The sequence below is a fragment of the Saccharothrix algeriensis genome (assembly GCF_016907655.1).
GTDB classification, from domain to species: domain Bacteria; phylum Actinomycetota; class Actinomycetes; order Mycobacteriales; family Pseudonocardiaceae; genus Actinosynnema; species Actinosynnema algeriense.
This window is the reverse complement of record NZ_JAFBCL010000001.1, coordinates 3,065,505-3,084,299: the sequence shown is the minus strand read 5'-3', so window position 1 is coordinate 3,084,299 and position 18,795 is coordinate 3,065,505. Positions and strand designations below refer to the sequence as shown.

Annotated in this window: 19 protein-coding genes; 11 read left to right on the top strand and 8 right to left on the bottom strand. The window is 74.0% G+C overall.

Features of this window, described 5'->3' with window-relative positions; genetic code table 11:
* Window positions 1–57: 57 nt before the first annotated feature.
* The 3 genes from JOE68_RS13940 to JOE68_RS13930 are packed head-to-tail and all read left to right on the top strand — an operon-like array spanning window position 58 to window position 3,840.
* Window positions 58–1,323, top strand: a complete 1,266-nt coding sequence (locus tag JOE68_RS13940) for an aspartate kinase (RefSeq protein WP_204842774.1) — start codon at window positions 58–60, stop codon at window positions 1,321–1,323.
* A complete protein-coding gene (locus JOE68_RS13935) occupies window positions 1,320–2,396 on the top strand; it encodes an aspartate-semialdehyde dehydrogenase (protein ID WP_204842773.1) in 1,077 nt (358 codons plus the stop codon). Before JOE68_RS13940 ends, JOE68_RS13935 begins: the two co-directional genes overlap by 4 nt.
* Window positions 2,397–2,406: 10 nt before the next feature.
* Window positions 2,407–3,840 carry a gluconokinase gene (locus tag JOE68_RS13930; RefSeq protein WP_204842772.1) on the top strand — a complete coding sequence of 478 codons (1,434 nt, stop codon included), beginning with the start codon at window positions 2,407–2,409 and terminating at the stop codon, window positions 3,838–3,840.
* 13 nt (window positions 3,841–3,853) lie between these two features.
* On the opposite strand, the gene JOE68_RS13925 is transcribed toward JOE68_RS13930, so the two are convergent.
* Together JOE68_RS13925 and JOE68_RS13920 are read right to left on the bottom strand one after the other, a co-directional pair.
* On the bottom strand, window positions 3,854–5,008 hold the full coding sequence (locus JOE68_RS13925) for an erythromycin esterase family protein (protein WP_204842771.1): 1,155 nt from the start codon (window positions 5,006–5,008) through the stop codon (window positions 3,854–3,856).
* 223 nt (window positions 5,009–5,231) lie between these two features.
* On the bottom strand, window positions 5,232–6,422 hold the full coding sequence (locus tag JOE68_RS13920) for an MFS transporter (RefSeq protein WP_204842770.1): 1,191 nt from the start codon (window positions 6,420–6,422) through the stop codon (window positions 5,232–5,234).
* A gap of 85 nt (window positions 6,423–6,507) precedes the next feature.
* On the opposite strand from JOE68_RS13920, the gene JOE68_RS13915 reads away from it, so the two are divergent.
* Window positions 6,508–6,942 carry a Fur family transcriptional regulator gene (locus tag JOE68_RS13915; protein WP_204842769.1) on the top strand — a complete coding sequence of 145 codons (435 nt, stop codon included), beginning with the start codon at window positions 6,508–6,510 and terminating at the stop codon, window positions 6,940–6,942.
* Window positions 6,939–8,387 carry a catalase gene (locus JOE68_RS13910; protein WP_204842768.1) on the top strand — a complete coding sequence of 483 codons (1,449 nt, stop codon included), beginning with the start codon at window positions 6,939–6,941 and terminating at the stop codon, window positions 8,385–8,387. The genes JOE68_RS13915 and JOE68_RS13910 overlap by 4 nt, the downstream gene beginning before the upstream one ends.
* Window positions 8,388–8,458: 71 nt before the next feature.
* Here JOE68_RS13910 and JOE68_RS13905 read toward each other — a convergent pair whose 3' ends face one another.
* Window positions 8,459–9,526, bottom strand: coding sequence for an alpha/beta hydrolase (locus JOE68_RS13905; protein ID WP_204842767.1), 1,068 nt, complete (start codon window positions 9,524–9,526; stop codon window positions 8,459–8,461).
* Window positions 9,527–9,604: 78 nt separating this feature from the next.
* Here JOE68_RS13905 and JOE68_RS13900 point away from each other — a divergent pair, with 78 nt between their 5' ends.
* The 3 genes from JOE68_RS13900 to JOE68_RS13890 all read left to right on the top strand — a co-directional run bounded on the left by JOE68_RS13900 (window position 9,605) and on the right by JOE68_RS13890 (window position 11,202).
* Entirely contained in the window at window positions 9,605–10,165 is a 561-nt protein-coding gene (locus JOE68_RS13900; RefSeq protein WP_204842766.1) for an NADPH-dependent FMN reductase, read from the top strand.
* Window positions 10,166–10,286: 121 nt separating this feature from the next.
* Entirely contained in the window at window positions 10,287–10,709 is a 423-nt protein-coding gene (locus tag JOE68_RS13895) for an organic hydroperoxide resistance protein (RefSeq protein WP_204842765.1), read from the top strand.
* 16 nt (window positions 10,710–10,725) lie between these two features.
* Window positions 10,726–11,202 (top strand): Dps family protein, encoded by a 477-nt coding sequence (locus tag JOE68_RS13890; RefSeq protein ID WP_204842764.1) that lies wholly within the window; start codon window positions 10,726–10,728, stop codon window positions 11,200–11,202.
* Between the two features lie 96 nt (window positions 11,203–11,298).
* Here JOE68_RS13890 and JOE68_RS13885 read toward each other — a convergent pair whose 3' ends face one another.
* The 5 genes from JOE68_RS13885 to JOE68_RS13865 form a co-directional block, all read right to left on the bottom strand.
* A complete protein-coding gene (locus JOE68_RS13885) occupies window positions 11,299–13,137 on the bottom strand; it encodes a S9 family peptidase (protein ID WP_346038711.1) in 1,839 nt (612 codons plus the stop codon).
* On the bottom strand, window positions 13,134–13,937 hold the full coding sequence (locus JOE68_RS13880) for a class I SAM-dependent methyltransferase (RefSeq protein ID WP_204842762.1): 804 nt from the start codon (window positions 13,935–13,937) through the stop codon (window positions 13,134–13,136). The genes JOE68_RS13885 and JOE68_RS13880 overlap by 4 nt, the downstream gene beginning before the upstream one ends.
* 75 nt (window positions 13,938–14,012) lie before the next feature.
* Window positions 14,013–14,246 (bottom strand): hypothetical protein, encoded by a 234-nt coding sequence (locus JOE68_RS13875; protein WP_204842761.1) that lies wholly within the window; start codon window positions 14,244–14,246, stop codon window positions 14,013–14,015.
* 268 nt (window positions 14,247–14,514) lie between these two features.
* Window positions 14,515–16,200 carry an AbeC-like domain-containing protein gene (locus tag JOE68_RS13870; protein WP_204842760.1) on the bottom strand — a complete coding sequence of 562 codons (1,686 nt, stop codon included), beginning with the start codon at window positions 16,198–16,200 and terminating at the stop codon, window positions 14,515–14,517.
* A 14-nt stretch (window positions 16,201–16,214) separates the two neighbouring features.
* Complete coding sequence (locus JOE68_RS13865; RefSeq protein ID WP_204842759.1) at window positions 16,215–16,880, bottom strand: serine/threonine kinase C-terminal domain-containing protein; 666 nt, start codon at window positions 16,878–16,880, stop codon at window positions 16,215–16,217.
* A gap of 106 nt (window positions 16,881–16,986) precedes the next feature.
* On the opposite strand from JOE68_RS13865, the gene JOE68_RS13860 reads away from it, so the two are divergent.
* The 3 genes from JOE68_RS13860 to JOE68_RS32460 all read left to right on the top strand — a co-directional run bounded on the left by JOE68_RS13860 (window position 16,987) and on the right by JOE68_RS32460 (window position 18,544).
* A complete protein-coding gene (locus JOE68_RS13860; RefSeq protein WP_204842758.1) occupies window positions 16,987–17,559 on the top strand; it encodes a hypothetical protein in 573 nt (190 codons plus the stop codon).
* 203 nt (window positions 17,560–17,762) lie between these two features.
* Window positions 17,763–18,344, top strand: a complete 582-nt coding sequence (locus JOE68_RS13855; RefSeq protein WP_204842757.1) for a hypothetical protein — start codon at window positions 17,763–17,765, stop codon at window positions 18,342–18,344.
* Window positions 18,230–18,544, top strand: a complete 315-nt coding sequence (locus JOE68_RS32460) for a tetratricopeptide repeat protein (protein ID WP_372443292.1) — start codon at window positions 18,230–18,232, stop codon at window positions 18,542–18,544. Before JOE68_RS13855 ends, JOE68_RS32460 begins: the two co-directional genes overlap by 115 nt.
* Window positions 18,545–18,795: the final 251 nt, after the last annotated feature.

Here is an 18,795-nt window from a genome sequence, read left to right as displayed (position 1 = left end):
TCTGCCCGCAAGCTGGGGTTTCCCGCTGGCAGGCATCGGCTCGGAGGGAGAGGATCTGTGGCGCTCGTCGTCCAGAAGTACGGCGGTTCCTCGGTCGAGAGCGCCGAGCGGATCAAACGGGTGGCCGAGCGCATCGTCGCGACCCGCAAAGCGGGCAACGACGTCGTGGTGGCCGTCTCGGCGATGGGCGACACGACCGACGAGCTGCTCGACCTCGCCCGCCAGGTGTCCCCGGTGCCGCCCGCCCGCGAGATGGACATGCTGCTCACCGCCGGCGAGCGCATCTCGATGTCGCTGCTGGCGATGGCGATCCACTCGCTGGGCGCCCAGGCGCGCTCCTACACCGGCTCGCAGGCCGGGGTGCTCACCACGTCCGTGCACGGCCGGGCGCGCATCATCGACGTGACGCCCAGCCGCATCCAGGACGCGCTGTCCGACGGGGCCATCGCGATCGTCGCGGGCTTCCAGGGCGTCAGCCAGGACAGCAAGGAGATCACCACGCTCGGCCGGGGCGGCACCGACACCACCGCGGTGGCGCTGGCGGCAGCCCTCAAGGCCGACGTCTGCGAGATCTACACCGACGTGGACGGCGTGTTCACCGCCGACCCGCGCATCGTGCCGAACGCCCGGCGGCTGGAGACCATCACCTACGAGGAGATGCTCGAGATGGCGGCGTGCGGGGCCAAGGTGCTCATGCTCCGCTGCGTCGAGTACGCCCGCCGCTACGGCGTCCCGGTGCACGTCCGATCTTCGTTCAGCAACAAGCCCGGGACCGTCGTGTCCGGGTCAGTGGAGGACCTTCCCGTGGAACAGGCGATGATCACCGGCGTCGCGCACGACCGGTCGGAGGCCAAGGTCACCGTGACCGCCGTGCCCGACCACCCCGGCGTGGCGGCCCGGATCTTCCGTGTGGTGGCCGAGGCGGAGCTCGACATCGACATGGTGGTGCAGAACGTGTCGCAGGCCGTGTCCGGCCGGACGGACGTGACGTTCACGCTGTCCAAGGACGACGGACCGCGCGCGGTGGCCGCGCTGGAGAAGGCGCGCGGGGAGATCGGCTTCGAGAAGGTCCTCTACGACGACCACGTGGGCAAGGTGTCGCTGATCGGCGCGGGGATGCGCTCGCACCCCGGCGTGACGGCGATGTTCTGCGAGGCGCTCGCGACGGCGGGCGTCAACATCGAGATCATCTCGACGTCGGAGATCCGGATCTCGGTCATCTGCCGCGACACGCAGCTCGACGACGCCGTGCGCGCCCTGCACGACGCCTTCGAGCTGGGTGGCGACGAGGAGGCCGTGGTGTACGCGGGGAGCGGGCGATGAGCGGGAACGAGCGCAAGCCCTGCCTGGCCCTGGTCGGGGCGACCGGCGCCGTCGGCACCGTCATGATCGGCATCATCAACGACCGCCCCTCCGTGCCGTGGGGCGAGATCCGGCTGATCGCCTCGCCGCGCTCGGCGGGGAAGAAGATCGTGGTTCGGGGTTCCGAACTCACCGTGGTCGCCCTGTCGCCGGAAGCCTTCGACGGCGTGGACGTCGCGATGTTCGACGTGCCCGACGAGGTCTCCGCGCAGTGGGCGCCGGTCGCCGTCGAGCGCGGCGCGGTGGCGGTGGACAACTCCGGCGCGTTCCGGATGGACCCGGACGTGCCGCTGGTGGTGCCGGAGGTGAACGCGGACCGGATCTCCGAGCGCCCCAAGGGGATCATCGCGAACCCGAACTGCACGACGCTGTCGATGATGGCCGCGCTCGGCGCGCTGCACCGGGAGTTCGGGCTGCGCGAGCTGGTGGTGGCCTCCTACCAGGCGGCCTCCGGCGGCGGCCAGGCGGCGATCGACCGGCTCTACGGCGAGCTGGAGGCGTTGGCGGGCAAGGAGGTCGGCGTCCGCGCCGGCGACGTGCGGGAGACCCTGGAGGCCGCCGGCCTGCCGCTGGCCGACTCGCCGTTCCCGGCGCCCCTGGCGCTCAACGTGCTGCCGTGGGCGGGTTCGCTCAAGGACGAGGGCTGGACCAGCGAGGAGCTGAAGGTCCGCAACGAGTCCCGCAAGATCCTGGGCATCCCCGACCTCAAGGTGTCGGCGACCTGCGTGCGCGTGCCCGTGGTCACGACGCACTCGCTGGCCGTGCACGCGACCTTCGCCCGCGAGGTGACCGTCGAGCAGGCGCACGGGATCCTCGGGGAGCAGCCGACGATCGTGCTGGTGGACGACCCGGCGGAGAAGCGGTTCCCGACGCCGGCGGACGTGGTCGGGCTGGACCCGACCTACGTGGGCCGGGTGCGCCAGGCGCTGGACTTCCCGAACACCCTGGACTTCTTCGTCTGCGGGGACAACCTCCGCAAGGGTGCGGCGCTGAACACCTACGAGATCGCCGAGGAGCTGGCCGAGCGCGGGTAGGTTCGCCGGCATGGCGGAGGTGGTGCTCGCGGTCGACCTCGGCACGACGGCGACCAAGGTGATCGCGGTCGACCGGGACGCGGGCGTGGTGGCATCGGCGGAGCACGGCTACCCGATGCGCACCACGCCCTCCGGCGAGGCGACCCACGACCCGGCGCAGGTGTGGGCCGCGGCGCTGGACGCGCTGCGCGAGGTCGCGGCCCTGGGCCACCGGGTGCGCGCGCTGTCGCTGACCGGCGCGATGCACACGCTGCTGGGGCTCGACGCCGCGGCGAACCCGGTGACGCCGTCGGTGAGCTGGGCGGACAACCGCGCCGCCGACGTGGCCGGCGAGCTGCGCCGCACCCCGCTGGGGATCTTCCTGCACCGCGCGACGGGCACGCCGGTCCACCCGTTCGCGCCGCTGGCGAAGCTGGCCTGGTTCACCTCCCGGGGCCGCACCGCGCACGTCTGGTGCGGCCTCAAGGACTACGTCGCCCAGCGCCTGACCGGCCACCTGGTCACCGAGCACTCCTCGGGCTCGGCGACGGGCCTGATGGACCTGCGCTCGCTGGACTGGCACCCGACCGCGCTGGGGTTCGCCGGCGTCACCGCCGAGCAGCTGCCGCCGCTGCACGCGCCGACCGACTCGTTCCCCCTCACCCGGGCCATCCCCGGCATCGCGCCGGGCACCCCGGTGGTGCTCGGCGGCGGTGACGGGCCCATGGCCAACCTCGGGGTGGGCGCGGTCGCGCCCGGCGTGGCGGCGGTGTCGCTGGGCACCAGCGGCGCGCTGCGCGTCGTCCGCGACAGCCCCGCCGTCGACGAGGCGGGCCGCGTGTTCTGCTACGCCGTCGCCGACGGCCTGTGGGTGCTCGGCGGCGCCGTCAGCAACGGCGGCGTGGTCGCGCAGTGGGCGGCCGAGGCGTTCGGCGCCGACGTCGTGACCCTGCTCGACGAGGCCGCCGCGGTCCCGCCGGGCGCGTCCGGGATCACCGCGCTGCCCTACCTGCTCGGCGAGCGCGCGCCGTGGTGGGACCCGGACGCGCGCTCCGCGCTGGTGGGGCTGCGCCGCGAGCACGGCCGGGCCGAGATCACCAGGGCGCTGGTGGAGGGCGTGGCCCAGCAGGTGGCCCTGGTCCTGGACGCGGTGCGCTCCGTGGCCGACGTGCACGCGGTGCGGGTGACCGGCGGCGCGTTCCGCAGCGACCTGTGGGCGACGGTGCTGGCGTCGGCGCTGGGCCTGGAGCTGGAGCTGGCGGAGGACAGCGAGGGCTCGGGCGTGGGCGCGGGCCTGCTCGGCTGGCGCGCGCTGGGCGAGCTGCCGGACCTGGCCGCCGCCGCGTCCCTGATCAAGCCCACGAGGACCATCCGCCCGGACGAGGCGGCCCGCCGCCTCTACGCCGAGCGGCGGCCCGCCGTGGAACGCCTCTACCACGCGCTGCGGGACCTCCACCGGGCTTGAGCCGCGGTGGCGGTCAGGCCGCGCCCGGCGCGCCGTCGCCGATGTGCAGGACCGCGTCGGCGCCGTCGAGGGTCTCCCGGTCGAGGGGGAAGTAGCCCTGCTCCGGGGTGGTGTCGGCGCGGGTGCGGGCGGGGGCGATCGCGGTGGCCCGGGTCAGGGCCCGGGCGGGGCCGCGGCGCTGGAGCGCGCCCTCGTAGGTGTCCGCCGCCGGCTCGGCCAGTCCCAGCGCCGCGCTGCGACCCAGGCTGCCCGCGACGAAGGCGTACCGCTCGCCCAGCAGGGACCCGACGACCGCCCCGGCGCCGGACCAGCGCAGGTCCAGCTCCTCCCACAGCCACCGGCTCGGGCTGCGCTGGAGGTGCCGGTTGTGGGCGAAGACCAGGGTCGCGCCCCGGCGGGCCTCGACCTCCCGGATGTCCAGGAGGTTGCCCGCCATGAGGGCGTCCCGGGTGGCGAGCATCCGCGACAGCCGGTCGGCCTCGTCGACGCGCCGCGCCGACTGCCCGTGGTAGCGCAGCAGGCCGAGGCCGGCGGTGAGGTGCGTCCGCGCCCTGGACCACTCGGCGCGGGACGTCGCCGCGATCAGTCGCGGCGCCCGCGAGTGGAGCGCGACCAGCATGTCGTCGGCGACCACCCGCAGCGCGTGGGCCCCGGGGGTGCCGCCGATCGAGGCGGCCGGGTCCATGACCGCCTCCGCGCGGCTCCACCGCTCGTCCGCGCCGGCCAGGTCGGCGACGTCGGGGACGCCGGGGTCCGGGCCCAGGTAGTCGCGGGCGTGCTGGAGGTAGCGGCGCGGGCTGGGCGCGCTGGTCATCTCCACCGGGGTGTCGAAGCCGTGGAAGGCCACCCGTTCCCGCGCGGGGCGGTTCTCGTTGTGGTCGCGCAGCCAGGCGACCAGTTCCCGGTTGGCGGCGTGCTCCCCGAAGCGGTGGGAGAACCCCTCGGCCATCACCGCGTCGAGGGCGCCCACCCCCTCGCGGACGAAGTCGTCCACGGCGAGCGCGGCCACGCGGTCGGTCTCCAGGGCGATCGACCGGAAGCCCCGGTCGACCAGGCGGGCGAGCAGTTCGTTGCGGGTGCGGGCGAAGGCCGGTTCCCGGTGCGTCGGCTCGCCGAATCCCAGCAGCTCGCACGACGCGGTCACGAAGTCCCCGATGTCCTGACTCATGGGGTTCGACCGTATCGTTGGAGGAACTGTTGAAGCTTCGGCCGCTGCGACCACCGGGTTCGCCCGCGAAGTCGCAAGCGGGCCTCGGCCGGGCCGGTCCCTGGGCCACTCGGCCCGGCCACCGCCCCGTCCTGCCCCGCCCCGCTGCGCCCGGGCGGTTCCCGGCCGCGCCGCCATCCGGTCGACGCTCGTCCGGGCCGGCGACTTCCGGGGTCGCCGGCGGCTAGCGTTCCACCACGACCGCTGCCGCGCGGTCGGCTCCCCCGACCGCCGAGCCCAGCACCAGGGAACCCGCCGCGATCACCACCGCGCCGACCCCCGCGACGAAGTAACCCCAGGCAGGTGATGAGTGGTCGATGACGAAGCCCGCCAGCGGCGCGCCCACCGCCGCGCCGAGCGTGAACGCCGACCCCTGCAACCCCATCGCCTCGCCGCGGGCCGAGCCGGGGGTCAGCTGCGTGATCGCCTCGCCGGTGCCCGCGATGGTCGGCGCGCACAGGAGGTTCATCGGGACCAGCGCCGCCGCCAGCACCCAGGGCGACGCCCCGAACAGCCCGATCGGCACGGCCAGCAGGCCCATCGCGCCCATCAGCGCCCACACCGGCGGCACCCGGTGCAGCCCGCCGTAGACGAAGCCGCCGACCAGCGACGCCACGCACATGACGACGATCAGCGCGCCCGTCCAGTCGGTCAGCCCCAGGCCGCGCATGCTCGCGACGACCGCGACCTCCACGCCGGACAGCACGAACGTCGCGCCGCCCGCGCTGATCAGCACGCCCACCAGCCGACCGGTCAGCCACCGCGAGCGCGGCACGGTCGCGCCGCGCTCGCCCTCGTCGCGCACCGGCGGGTCCACGGCGTAGAGGACCAGCCCGAACACCACCATGCACGCGCCGATCGACCACATCGCGACCCGGCTGCTCCACTGCGTGGTCAGCAGCACGCCGAGCGCCGGCCCGGCCATGAACGCCACCTCGACCGCCATGGAGTCCATCGCCAGCGCCGTGCGCCGCCCGGACTCGCCGACCAGCGCGGTGACGACCTGGCGGCCGATCTGCATGACCGGCATGACGAAGATGCCGAAGACGAAGCACGTGACCAGCAGCACCGCGTAGGGCAGCGCGGGCGCGACGAACCAGAACAGGCCCTCGGACACCATCGAGACCAGCAGCATCGTCCGCAGGCCGCGCCGGTCGGTGAGCCGCCCCATCAGGGGCGCGCCGACCGCGATGCCGACCGTGGCCATGGCGCCGACCAGGCCCGCGGCGCCGTAACCGCGGTCCAGCGTGAGCAGGACGTGCATGGTGATGGTCATGCCCGCCGCCGTCGCGGGTATCCGGGCGAACAGCATCAGGAGCATCAGGGAGGGCACCCGAGGCGTGCGCAGGACGGCGAGGTAGGGCGCGAGGTTCACCAGCCCATCTTCACTCGTCCCGGCAAGAGGTTTAACCGTTCGTTTTCTTGACCGGTTCCAGAAAACATGATGGAGTGGTGCAGCCATGACCCCAGGACCACGTGAGCTTCTCAAGGACGCCGGGCTGCGGATCACCGCGCCCCGGCTCGCGGTGCTCGAGTGGCTCGCCGGGCACCCCCACGCGACCGCCGACCAGGTCGCCGAGGGCGTCCGGGCCAGGTTGGGGACCGTGTCCACGCAGGCCGTCTACGACGTGCTGCACGCGTGCTCGCGGACCGGGCTGGTGCGCCGCATCGAGCCCGCCGGTCACCCGGCGCGGTTCGAGACGCGGACCGGCGACAACCACCACCACCTCGTGTGCAGGCGCTGCGGGCGGACCGAGGACGTGGACTGCGTCCACGGGGCGGCGCCCTGCCTGGAGCCCTCCGACACGGTCGGCTTCGCCGTGGACGAGGCCGAGGTGCTGTTCTGGGGGCTGTGCCCTGACTGCCGCACCCCGATGAAGGAGCAACCAGCGTGACCGAAGCGCGTCACACGACCAACAACTCCGGCAACGCGGTCGCGAGTGACGACCACTCGCTGACCGCCGGCGCCAACGGCCCGATCCTGCTGCAGGACCACTACCTGATCGAGAAGAGCGCGCAGTTCAACCGCGAGCGCGTCCCCGAGCGGGTCGTGCACGCCAAGGGCGGCGGCGCCTTCGGGTACTTCGAGACGACCGAGGACGTCAGCGCCTTCACGAAGGCCGGCCTGTTCCAGCCGGGTGTGAAGACCGAGCTGCTGCTGCGCTTCTCGACCGTCGCCGGCGAGCTGGGCACGCCCGACACCTGGCGCGACCCGCGCGGCTTCGCGCTGAAGTTCTACACCCCGCAGGGCAACTACGACCTGGTCGGCAACAACACCCCGATCTTCTTCCTGCGCGACCCGATCAAGTTCCCGGACTTCATCCGCTCGCAGAAGCGCCGCGTCGACACCGGCCGCCGCGACCACGACATGCAGTGGGACTTCTGGACCCTGCGGACCGAGACCGCGCACCAGGTGGCGTGGCTGATGGGCGACCGCGGCATCCCCAAGTCCTGGCGCCACCAGAACGGTTACGGCTCGCACACCTTCCTGTGGGAGAACGCCGGCGGCGAGAAGTTCTGGATCAAGTACCACTTCAAGACCGACCAGGGCGTCGAGACCCTGACCATCGAAGAGGCCGCCCGCCTCGCCGGTGAGGACGTCGACGCGCACCGCACCGACCTGTGGGACGCCATCGAGCGCGGCGACTTCCCGACGTGGACGCTGAAGGTGCAGGTCATGCCCTACGCGGACGCGGCGGACTACCGCTTCAACCCGTTCGACGTGACCAAGGTGTGGCCGCACGCGGACTACCCGCTGATCACCGTCGGCAAGCTGGTCCTGGACCGCAACCCGTCGGACCACTTCGCGGAGATCGAGCAGGCGGCGTTCTCGCCGAGCAACCTGGTGCCGGGCATCGGCACGTCCCCGGACAAGATGCTGATCGGCCGCCTGTTCTCCTACCCGGACACCCAGCGGTACCGCATCGGCACCAACTACAACCAGCTGCCGGTGAACCGCCCGAAGTCGCAGGTGAACTCGTACAGCAAGGACGGGTCGATGCGGTACACCAACCACGCCGACCCGGTGTACGCCCCGAACTCCTACGGCGGCCCGCACGCCTCCGCCGCGGAGGCCGGTGAGACGGTGGCGACCTACGGCATCGAGGACGAGGTCATCCGCTCGGCGTACAAGCTGCACGCGGAGGACGACGACTTCGGCCAGGCCGGCACGCTGGTCCGCGAGGTCATGAACGACGAGCAGCGCGCGCGCCTGGTGCACAACGTGGTCCAGCACGCGAGCAAGGGCGTGTCCGCCCCGGTGCTGGAGCGCGTCTTCGAGTACTGGCGCAACATCGACAAGGAGACCGGCGACAAGATCGCCGCCGCCTTCGACAAGTAGGACCCGGCGACACCGCGGGGGAGGGGCGCCCGGCGCCCCTCCCCTCCGCCGTGCCCGGACCGGCCCGCGCGTCAGGCCGTCTCGCCGACCCCCTGGCGGGTGTTCGCCAGCGCCAGCCCCGTCCGCAGCGCGCCCACGGCCTCCGCCACCGCCTCCCGGAACACGCCGCCCACGCCCAGGACGTTCGCGTACCCGTGGAACAGCCCCTCGTGCCGCCGCAGCACCACCGGGACGCCCTGCTCCGCCAGCTTCGCCGCGAACGCCTCGCCCTCGTCGCGCAGCGGGTCGAAGCCCGCGGTCGCCAGGTAGGTCGGCGGCAGCCCGCTGAGGTCCTCCGCGAGCAGCACGGACAGCCGCGGGTCGCGGTGCGCGTCGGGGGAGGGCGCGTAGTGGTCCAGGAACCAGTCCATCTTCCGGTCGGTGAGGAAGAACCCGTCGCCGAACAGCTCCCGCGACCGCCGCCGCGCCGTGGCGTCCACCGCCGGGTAGAACAGCAGCAGGAACACCGGTTTCACCGCGCCCGCGTGCAGCGCCGTCACCGCCGCGAGGTTGCCGCCCGCGCTGTCCCCGCCGAGCGCGACGCGCGCGGGGTCGGCGCGCAGCTCCGCCGCGTGCTCGACGGCCCACCGGTAAGCGGTCGCCGCGTCGTCGGCCGCCGCCGGGAACGGGTGCTCGGGCGCGAGCCGGTAGTCCGCCGACAGCACCCGGACGCCGGCCTGCGCGGCCAGGTACCGGCACAGGTTGTCGTGGCTGTCCAGGTCGCCGCTGACCCACCCGCCGCCGTGGTAGAAGACCAGCAGCGGCGAGCCCTCGGCCAGGCCGCGCGGGGTGTAGCACCGGCCGCGCACGCCGGCCATGTCGACCGCGCGGACCGCCACGCCCCCGATGACCGGGCCGGAGACCAGCGCGGTGCTCCTGGCCAGCGCCGAGCGGTCGGCGGCGGGCGTGGTCGCCCGCCGGTCCCCGCCGCCGAGCTGCCCGAGCCGCAGCAGCAGCTGCGCCTCGGGGTGCAGGCGCTGGCCGTCGAGCGTGATCGGGCGGCCCGCGATCAACCTGCGCAGCGGCGCGGGCAGGCCGAACGCGAAGCGCAGGGCGCCGGCCAGGGCGCCGGGGAGGAGCGACTCGGCGAACTTCGACATGGGCTGCACGCTACTAGCGGGTAAGCCACCCGGCCCGGAATGGACCTCCAGCTAGGTGGAGGTGGCAGGATCGGGACCATGACGGTCACGGTCGTGGGCATCGGCGGTTCGCTGCGCTCGAACTCGCAATCCGAGCGCGCCATGCGCATCGCGCTGTCCGGAGCGGCGGACGCGGGCGCGAAGGTCATCGAGGTGGCGGGGCCCGAGCTCGTGCTGCCGTTCTACGACCCGTCGATCCCGGACCGGCCGGCCAACGCCCGCCGCCTGGTCGACGCCCTGCGCCGCGCCGACGGCGTCGTGCTCGTCTCGCCCGGCTACCACGGCACGGTGTCGGGCCTGGTCAAGAACGCCCTGGACTACGTCGAGGACCTCCGCGGGGACGAGCGGCCCTACCTCGACGGCCGGGCCGTCGGCTGCGTCGCCGCGGCGCGCGGCTGGCAGGCGTCGGTGACGACGCTGACCGCGCTGCGCTCGATCGTGCACGCCCTGCGCGGCTGGCCCACGCCGCTGGGCGCCGCGATCAACTCCGGCGAGGTCGACTTCGACCTCGAAGGCGGCTGCTCCGACCACACGGTCGCGGGCAATCTGCGCACTATCGGGCGACAGGTGGCGGAGTTCGCCGCGTCACACGCCGGTTGACGGTTCTACTTGAGGGGTACGCCTCCGTCAGGGCGCGAGCTGACACACGACCCGGTGTGACCCGGCTCCGGCCGGGGCCCTGGCGGGCGGCAGTCCGCCACCAGCTCAAGGGAGAGCGTTCATGCAGGTGCTCTACACGGCGGAGGCGACGGCGACCGGCGACGGCCGCAACGGCGAGGTCCGCTCCTCGGACGGTGTGCTCGACGAGCAGCTCACCACGCCGCAGGAGCTGGGCGGCGCCGGCGGTCCCAGGACCAACCCGGAGCAGCTGTTCGCCGCCGGCTACGCGGCGTGCTTCCACAGCGCGCTGCGGGTCGCCGGCCGCCAGAGCAAGGTGCCGCTGGGCGAGACGACGGTCGCCGCGCGGGTCGGCATCGGCCCGGACGGCGCCGGCGGCTACCAGCTGACCGTCGACCTGCGGGCGCACCTCCCCGGCGTCGAGCAGTCCGCGGCGGAGGAGCTGGTGGCCCTGGCCGACCGCATCTGCCCGTACTCCAACGCCATGCGCGGCAACGTCGAGGTGGCTCTGACCGCCACCGTCTGAAGGAGGCGCTAGCACCATGGGCAAGTCCCCGATCACCAGTCCGCTGTCCGACGCGGACAAGGCATCCGTCGGCGCGGTGTTGCAGGCCACGCTGGTCGACCTGATCGACCTGTCGCTCGCCGCGAAGCAGGCGCACTGGAACGTGGTCGGCAAGAACTTCCGCAGCGTCCACCTCCAGCTCGACGAGCTGGTGACCATGGCGCGCACCTACACCGACGAGGTCGCCGAACGGGCCTCGGCCCTGGGCATCTCGCCCAACGGCAAGGCCCGCACCGTGGCCGAGACCTCCGGGGTGCCGGACTTCCCGGAGAACTGGCTCAAGGAGGACGAGGTGGTGTCCGCGGTGGTGGCCGCCCTCGCCGCGCTGATCGAGCGGTTGCGCAGCCGGGTCGACGAGACCGACAAGTCCGACCTGGTCACCCAGGACCTGATGATCGAGATCACCAAGCAGCTGGAGCAGGCCCACTGGATGTGGCAGGCCCAGCAGGCTTGACCGGTCCCGGCGCGCCGCCCGACCGGGCGGCGCGCCGGCGGCCCGCCGGTCGCGCCCGCCGACGTCACCGGCGCGCCGGACCCCCGCCCGGGGCGGTCACCCGCCGGTGCGCGAGGCCCCGACGCGCCGGAGCACCCGGCGGGCGAAGGCCACCTCCGCCGCCGTCTGCCGGATGGTCTCCGCCACCACCAGCGACCCGTGCCCGGCGTCGTACCGGTACACCTCGTACGCCGCGCCGCGCGCCGCCAGCCGCTCCAGGTAGTTGTCGATCTGCCGGATCGGGCAGCGCGGGTCGTTCTCGCCGGCCAGCACGAGCACCGGCGCGCGCACCGCGTCCACGTAGGTCAGCGGCGAGCTCTCCCGGTACCGCTCCGGCACCTCCTCCGGCGACCCGCCGAACAGCGCCCGGTCGAACGCGCGCAGCGGCTCCATCTCGTCCTCGTACGCGGCCGGGTAGTCGGCGACCGGCACGCCCGCCACGCCCGCCGCCCACCGCTCCGGCTGGGTGCCCAGCGCGAGCAGCGCCAGGTACCCGCCCCACGACGCGCCGTTGACGACGCACCTCGCCGGGTCGGCGAACCCGGAGCCCACCGCCCAGTCGTGCAGGGCGGCCACGTCCTCCAGCTCGGTCAGGCCGGGCCTGCCCTCGATGGCGTCCCGCCACCGCGAGCCGTAGCCGGTGGAGCCGCGGTAGTTGACGTGCACCACGGCGAACCCGGCGTCCAGCCACGCCGCCCGGTAGGCGGAGAACCGGTCCTCGTCGGCCGAGTGCGGGCCGCCGTGCAGGCTGAACACCGTCGGCAGCGGCCCGTCGGGCGCCCCGTCCGGGCGCGCGACCAGGGCGTGCACCTCGCCGACGAAGACGTCCCGCAGCCCGACCGACGGCGGCGCCTCGTGGCCGCGCGGCGCCAGCAGCACCCGGTCGTCGCCGTCCGCGTCGAGCACCCGCACGACGCCCGGCCGCGCGGCCGAGGACCACGAGTACTCCACGGAGCCGTCCGGGCGCGCGTTCGCCGAGCCGACCGTCCCGTGCGGGGTGCCCAGGGCGGTCAGGGCGCCGGTCGCCAGGTCGTAGCGGTGGAGGGTGTTGCGGGCCCGGAACGTGTGCACGACGAGCAGCGCCGTCGCGTCCTCGTACCAGTCGGCGCTGATCTCGCCGGGCAGGTCGACGGCGACCTCGGTCTCGGCGCCCGCGACGACGTCCCAGATCAGCAGCTCCTCCCGGCCCCGCCGCTCGTGCAGCACCAGCAGCCGGTTGTCGCCGCGCACCGGGCTGAACGCGATGGCGTCCAGGCCCTTGCCGGGGCCGTCCCACTTCTCCGCGACCCGCTCGCCGTCCGGGGTGATCACGCGCAGCGCCGTGTGCCGGTTGTCGCCGTGCTCGGAGTGCGCCAGCGCGATCAGCGTCTCGTCCCTGGACAGCGCGGCGACCCCGGCGTCGTTCCCGTGCGCGTAGACCACCTCGGCCGGCCCGCCGCCGCGCGACACGTGGACGGTGGTGCCCTCGTCGGTGGAGGTGCCGACCACGACGAGCCCGTGCCCGATCTCCAGCCCCGCCGGGTACCCGGCGGGCACGCCCTCGACGGCGGGCGCGGCGGGTGCGCCCGGCTCGAACGGCTCGCTGACCCACACGCCGAACTCGTCGCCGTCGCTGTCGGCGAACCACCAGACCGCTTCGCCGTCCGGGCTCAGCGCGGCGTGCGACGTGCCGTTCGGGCGGTCGGTGACCTTGCGGTGGGTGCCCGCGCCGCGGTCCCAGGCGTAGACCTCCCAGACGCCGCTGGTGTTCGACAGGTACAGGCCGCGGTCGGGCGCGTCGTCCGCCCAGCCGGGCAGGCTGACCCGCGGCGCGGTGAACCGGGCGCGCCAGCGGGCCTCGGCCTCGGCGTCGTCGAACAGCGGGTCGGGCACTTCGGCGGTCGGGTGCGTCGTCACGCCCCCCATGCTGCCGGCTGCCGCGCGGTGACCAGGTAGTAGTCCAGCAGGCCGCGGTCGGCGGCGACGAGCCAGTTGCGGCCCCAGTCGTAGGGCCCGCCCACCTGCGCGACCCAGCGGTCCAGGCCGGGCCACACGTGCGCGCCGAGGCGGTCGGCCCGCACGCCGGTGAACCCGGCGGCCCGCAGGTCGTCGGCGAACCGGCCGATCGGGTGCGCCAGGTCGAGCCCCGAGGCGAACGTCTCCAGCAGCTCCGCCAGCGCCGGTCCCGCGTCGTCGCGCTCGGCGAAGAACGTCGTGACGGCGAGCCGCCCGCCCGGCGCGAGCACCCGGGCGGCCTCCCGCGCGAAGCCGGCCAGGTCCTCGAAGTGCTGCGCCGCCTCCACCGACAGCAGGCGGTCGAAGGCGTCGGCGGGGAACGGCATGGCCGACGCCGAGCCCACCGCGAACGCCACGCGCTCGTCCCGCGCCGCCGCCCGGGCGCGCTCGACCTGCTGGGGCATCAGGTCCAGGCCGGTCAGGCGCGCGACCCCGCGCCGCGCCACCCGCCGCGCCCCGACCCCGCGCCCGGACCCCACCTCCAGCACCCGGCGGCCGGTGACGTCCAGCGCGTCGAGCACCACGTCGTAGAGGGCCTCCTGGGAGGCGACGCGCTGCTCGGCGGTGAGGTCGCGGTCCAGCGGCACGCCGTCCCAGTAGCCGAAGTTGATGTAGCCGCCGGCGAACACGGGGAGGGCGCTGAGGTCGCCGGTGTCGTAGGTGCGCCTGCGCAGGGCGGCTCGCGCCGGGTCGTCTGCCATGGCTCGATCGTGCCGGTGGCCGCGGTGGCGCGCCCGAGGCCGATCGGGGGAGGTCCGAACGGGGGAGGGGCCGGCTCAGGGCCCGGTCCGGTCCAGCTCCTCGGCGAGGATCCGGTCCAGCGTGCGCGACGCCCTGGCGAGCGCGGTGACGACGAGCCCGACCAGGGCTGTCGCAAGGCCCGCCACCAGCCCGGCGACGGGCGCGGCGAGGGCGGTGACCAGGCCCGCCGCCCCGATCGCCACGAGGGCCCAGGCGAGGAGGGCGAGCCGGCTGCCGGAGGCGGGCTTGAACGCGGAGACGATGCTCATGGCTGGCTCTCCCTGGCTGGGGCGTCGGTGACCGACGCGGTCGCCTCGTCTTCGCGTCGATCTCTTCTCTCGTTACGTTCCGTGAGTTGAACCGTCAACCTTCACTCGTTTGTATCAACAGAACGTGACATTCACTCGGCTGAGGACCACGCTACGTCGTAGTTCGACTACGCGGACGAAAGTTCACTACATCGAGCGAAGCGATGCGGTGGGGACACTGTCCGTGGTCGCCCACCGCCGCCGGCGCGGCGGTGGGCGCGGTGCGCCGTCAACCAGTGATGTCCACGCCGCCGTCGAGGTTCCCGGTTTGCAGGACGTGCCCGGTGAGCGTCCCGCCGTCGGCCACCGTCACCGTGTTGACCGTGTTGTTCACCACCGACTGGACCTGCTGGTCGAACGAGGCCGTCCGGTAGTCCGCCGCGCGCAGCAGCTCCGACACCGCCAGCGTCACCCGCGTGCGCAGGAGGTGCCCGTAGCGCTCGATGTCGGCCTGCTGGAAGTACGACTCGACGTCGTCGTCGGCGGCCATCTCGCGCAGGCCGGCCAGGGCGCCGTACCGGTCGGGGTCGGCGCGGCCGGAGCGCGCGGGCAGCGGCCGGGGCCGCCGCACCAGCCGGACCAGGCGGGTGACGACGCTGGCCGGCAGCAGCACCAGGTCCCCGATCGCCTGCCGGATCGGCGCGCCGAGCGAGTCGGGCCGGCCGTCGACCGCCCGCAGCTCGGCGTTCACCGGCTTGAGGACGCACGGCGTCCACTCCAGGTACAGGGTCGAGTCGTCCACCGCGACGTGGACGAACACCGACAGCACCAGGTCGCGGTCCCACGTCTCGACCGAGAAGCAGCGGTAGAAGCGCGCCCACTCCAGCGGCTCGTCGCGCAGCTCCTCGGCGTGGCGGCGGGAGACGTGGGTGTAGGGCCGGTGCTCGTTGCTCCACAGGTACGGCCTGCTCACCGGGTCGCGCAGGTGGTCGACGAGGCCCCGGGCGGACACGATCACCACGTCCTCGACGGTCAGCCCGCGGAGCCTGCGGCTGGGCGCCAGCGACCCCGTCCGGCGCAGGTCGGCGACCTTGTCGGTGATGCCCCGGAGCAGGGCCGCGGTGTCCAGCGCGCCGCCCTCGGCCGACGTGCCCGCCCGCTCCAGCGGGATGGCGACCGTCCACGGCTCGGTGATGTCGCCCGCGCCGACGAACGGCTTGTAGCCGCGGTGCACCAGCAGCCGCACGAGGTCGTCCCCCGGGGTGACGTCCGGACCGAGCCGCTCCTCCTCCGCCCGCGACAGGACGCGGTCGTGCAGCGCCGGGGCGAGCCGGAGCAGGAACCGGTCCAGCGGTCGCGGCGCCTCGCCCGCGTGCGGCCGGGGCCCGAAGCGCCGGACGACGTGGTGCTCGATCACCAGCCGGTTGGCCAGCAGCACCGCGAAGAAGGCGGCGAGCACCACCGGGCTGGTCCAGTCCGCCGCGGCGGCCTCGAACACGTCCGTCCCGGTGTCCCCGGTCCCGAGCCCCATCAGCGGCGAGACGAGGAGGACGACGGTGACGCCCGTGCGCAGCGGGCGGGCGCGGCGGCCCACCCCGGCCCGCTCCCGCGCCGCCCGCCGCGCCCGGACGATCCTGGGCAGGCTCAGCAGCAGCGCGACGAGGCTCCACGCGACCACCAGCGGCAGCGCGAAGACGACCGCCGCCACGAGCAGCAGGAGCACGAGGCCGTCCACCACGTCGGTGCGCAGCCGGGCGGCCAGCGACTCGGTCAGCACCGCGACCCGGTCCACCCCCGGGTCCGGGGCCGCCTGCCGGGTGGGCTCGGTGAGCAGCTCGCCGATGGCGGCGTCGGCGAAGTCGCGGCTCAGGTGCGCGGCGGCGCACAGGTAGCGGGTGCTTTCGTCGCGGACCCCCGCCGGGGCGGCGCCGGGCGCCGCGACGGGCCCCGTGGCGGGCCGTTCGGTCGAAACCATGGTCGATGCGCTCCTCAGGCGCCGATCCGGCAGTGGGTGACCAGCGCGTCGAACAGGCGGACCGCCTCGTCCCACCGCTGCTCGGGGCTGGTGACGTACAGGACGTACTCCGCGCCCCGCTCCCGCCAGTACAGGGCGCGGGCCCGCGCGGCGGTGCCGGAGCGGGTGGTGTGGCGGTACTCCCACTCGACGGCGTCGAACCCGTCGTAGGACGCCTCCTCCAGGGCCACCTGCCGGTAGTCGGTGGTGGTGGCGGCGACCTGCGCCGCGCCGTCGCCGACGGCGGCCCACAGGCTGCCCGGCCCGTGCGCGTCGCCGCCGAACCTGGCCTGGAAGTCCTCGTCGCCGGGGTCGGCCGCGACGGCGGACTTGGGGATCTCCAGCCGGAAGTACGCCGGCACGACGGTCGAGACACCGGCCCCGGCCACCCGCCGGTACCCCGACGGCACCGGCGCGGTGGGGTCGGTGCGGTACTCCCGGGACCCCGGGCCGCCCCGCGCGGACGACGTCGAGGTGGTCGGCTCCTCGTGCGTCCAGGTGGTCGAGGGGGTGGTCGGCGCGGCGGCGATCGGCGTCGGGGCGTCCCCGAGGCGCGGGAAGTAGTGGACGCCGAGCCCCGTCGCGAGGCTCAGCACCAGGCAGGCGCCCGCGGCCGAGGCGGCGAGCCGGACCGTCCCCACCGGTCCACCGCCCGCTTTCGCGTGCGGCGGACCGGTTTTTTCGGCTACGTTCCCGTCGGGCACTTCGTTCACGAATTCCTCACTGGCACAGATTCCGGAGATCCCGATGGACGAACGCGTCACCGCCGTGGCGGAAGCGTGGCACGCGGTGGATCAGGCCGACCGCGAGCGGGCCGCCGCCCCGTCGGCGCAGGCCGACGACCGCCTCGTCGCCGCCCTGCTGGCCGTGGCGGACACCTGCCGCTCGCGCACCCGGGACGGGTTCCCGGAGATCACGACCGCCGCCCAGCTCGCCGAGTGCGCCCGGGTGGCCGGGCGGCTGGCCGGGGTGCCCGCGACCGACCCCGGGCTGGCCGGCCGGGCGCGCGCGCTGTCCGACGAGGTCAGGGCCGGTCGCGGGTACGTGTGGACCGCCCGGCTCCGCACGGCGGCGCTGGCCCTGGCCGCCGTGGTGGTGGCCGTCGGCGGCGCGGTGCTCGGCGGGGCGGACGGCAGCGTGCCCACCGTCGTCACGACGTCGGTCATCGGCAGCGGAGCCCTCTTCGCGATCATCCTCACCGCCCGGCGTCCCGCGTGGCTGCTGCGCGCGGAACGGGTGAGCCCCATGATCAGCCACCACGGCCTGCAGATCCCGTCGCCGGTCACGCGCGTTTCCCCCGAGAGTGGCATGAACCGGTAGTCGGCGCCCCGCAATTTTTCGGCTACCCGCCGGGAAACCCCCGCCGATGGCGTTGCCCGGGATTGCGCCCGGCTCGGGCGCGGCCTGTTCGAGCGGAGTGCGCCGGACGCTGTTCGTGCTTGGCCGCGGAGTGGCGGTATCGATCCGCGTCCGCCTTGGGGTGTCGCTGGAACGGGGTACGGGTCGGACCCGATAGTGGTGTCATGGCCTCGCGTCAGGTGAAGATCAACGCGGTGGTGGTCGTGCTGCTGGGCGCGGCTGTCGGCGTGGTCACCAACTACGCCTCCGACGAGACCCCCGAGTGGTTCAAGGACCAGCCGCGGGTCTGGTTGGTGTTCGGCGTGCTGGTGCTGCTCGGTGTGGTGGTCCAGCTCCTGGCGTCCCGGGAGGTTCCCGAGCGGTCCGCGGTGGCCGGCGGGGGACGGGCCGGGATGTGGAACGTGCCGGGTCGCAATCCGCACTTCACCGGTCGTGACGGGGATCTGGGCGAGTTGCGGCGGTTGCTGCGGTCGCGGTCGCGGGTGGCGGTGCACGCGGTGCGCGGGATGGGCGGGGTCGGCAAGACGCAGTTGGCGCAGGAGTCCTGCCACCGGCACGGCGCGCGTCTGGAGGTGGTGTGGTGGATCAACGCGGAGAACCCGGCGCTGATCCCGCCCTCCAGACAGCAGGCATGGCCAACCAGGCGCGGCCCCTTTTGGAGCGTGCCCTGGCCATCGGCGAGGCCGCGCACGGCCCGGACCACCCGTTCGTCGCCATCAGCCTGGGCAACCTCGCCCTGGTGCTGAAAGACCTCGGCCGGCACGCGGAAGCGCAGCCGCTCCTGGAACGCGCCGAGAGGATCCGGGCCGGCAAGGAGAACTCGAGTCCGAGGGGTGATGAGACCGGGCGGTGGAGTTGCCGTACTCCACTGCTGCACAGACGACTCAGGGCCTGTCCGAAACCTTCTCGGACAGGCCCTGACCTGTGTCGGGGTGACAGGATTTGAACCTGCGACCTCTTCGTCCCGAACTGTCGGCAGCAAGGTCGTTGCTGGCCCTTGCCGAGGTCGGACGGTCGATGCCGGTTACCTGAGGTCTCTTCGGGTCGGGGCGGTTGCTGTACTTCGCTGCTGTACAGCAGTCCTCCGAGCAGCGCTGACTCTGCGGTGGGCACGAGCTCAGCGCTGCTCCGAGGTTCTCAGCTGCGACAACCTAGCTGCGAGGCCTCCAGCGCAGGCTCTGCAGCAGATCGGCTACA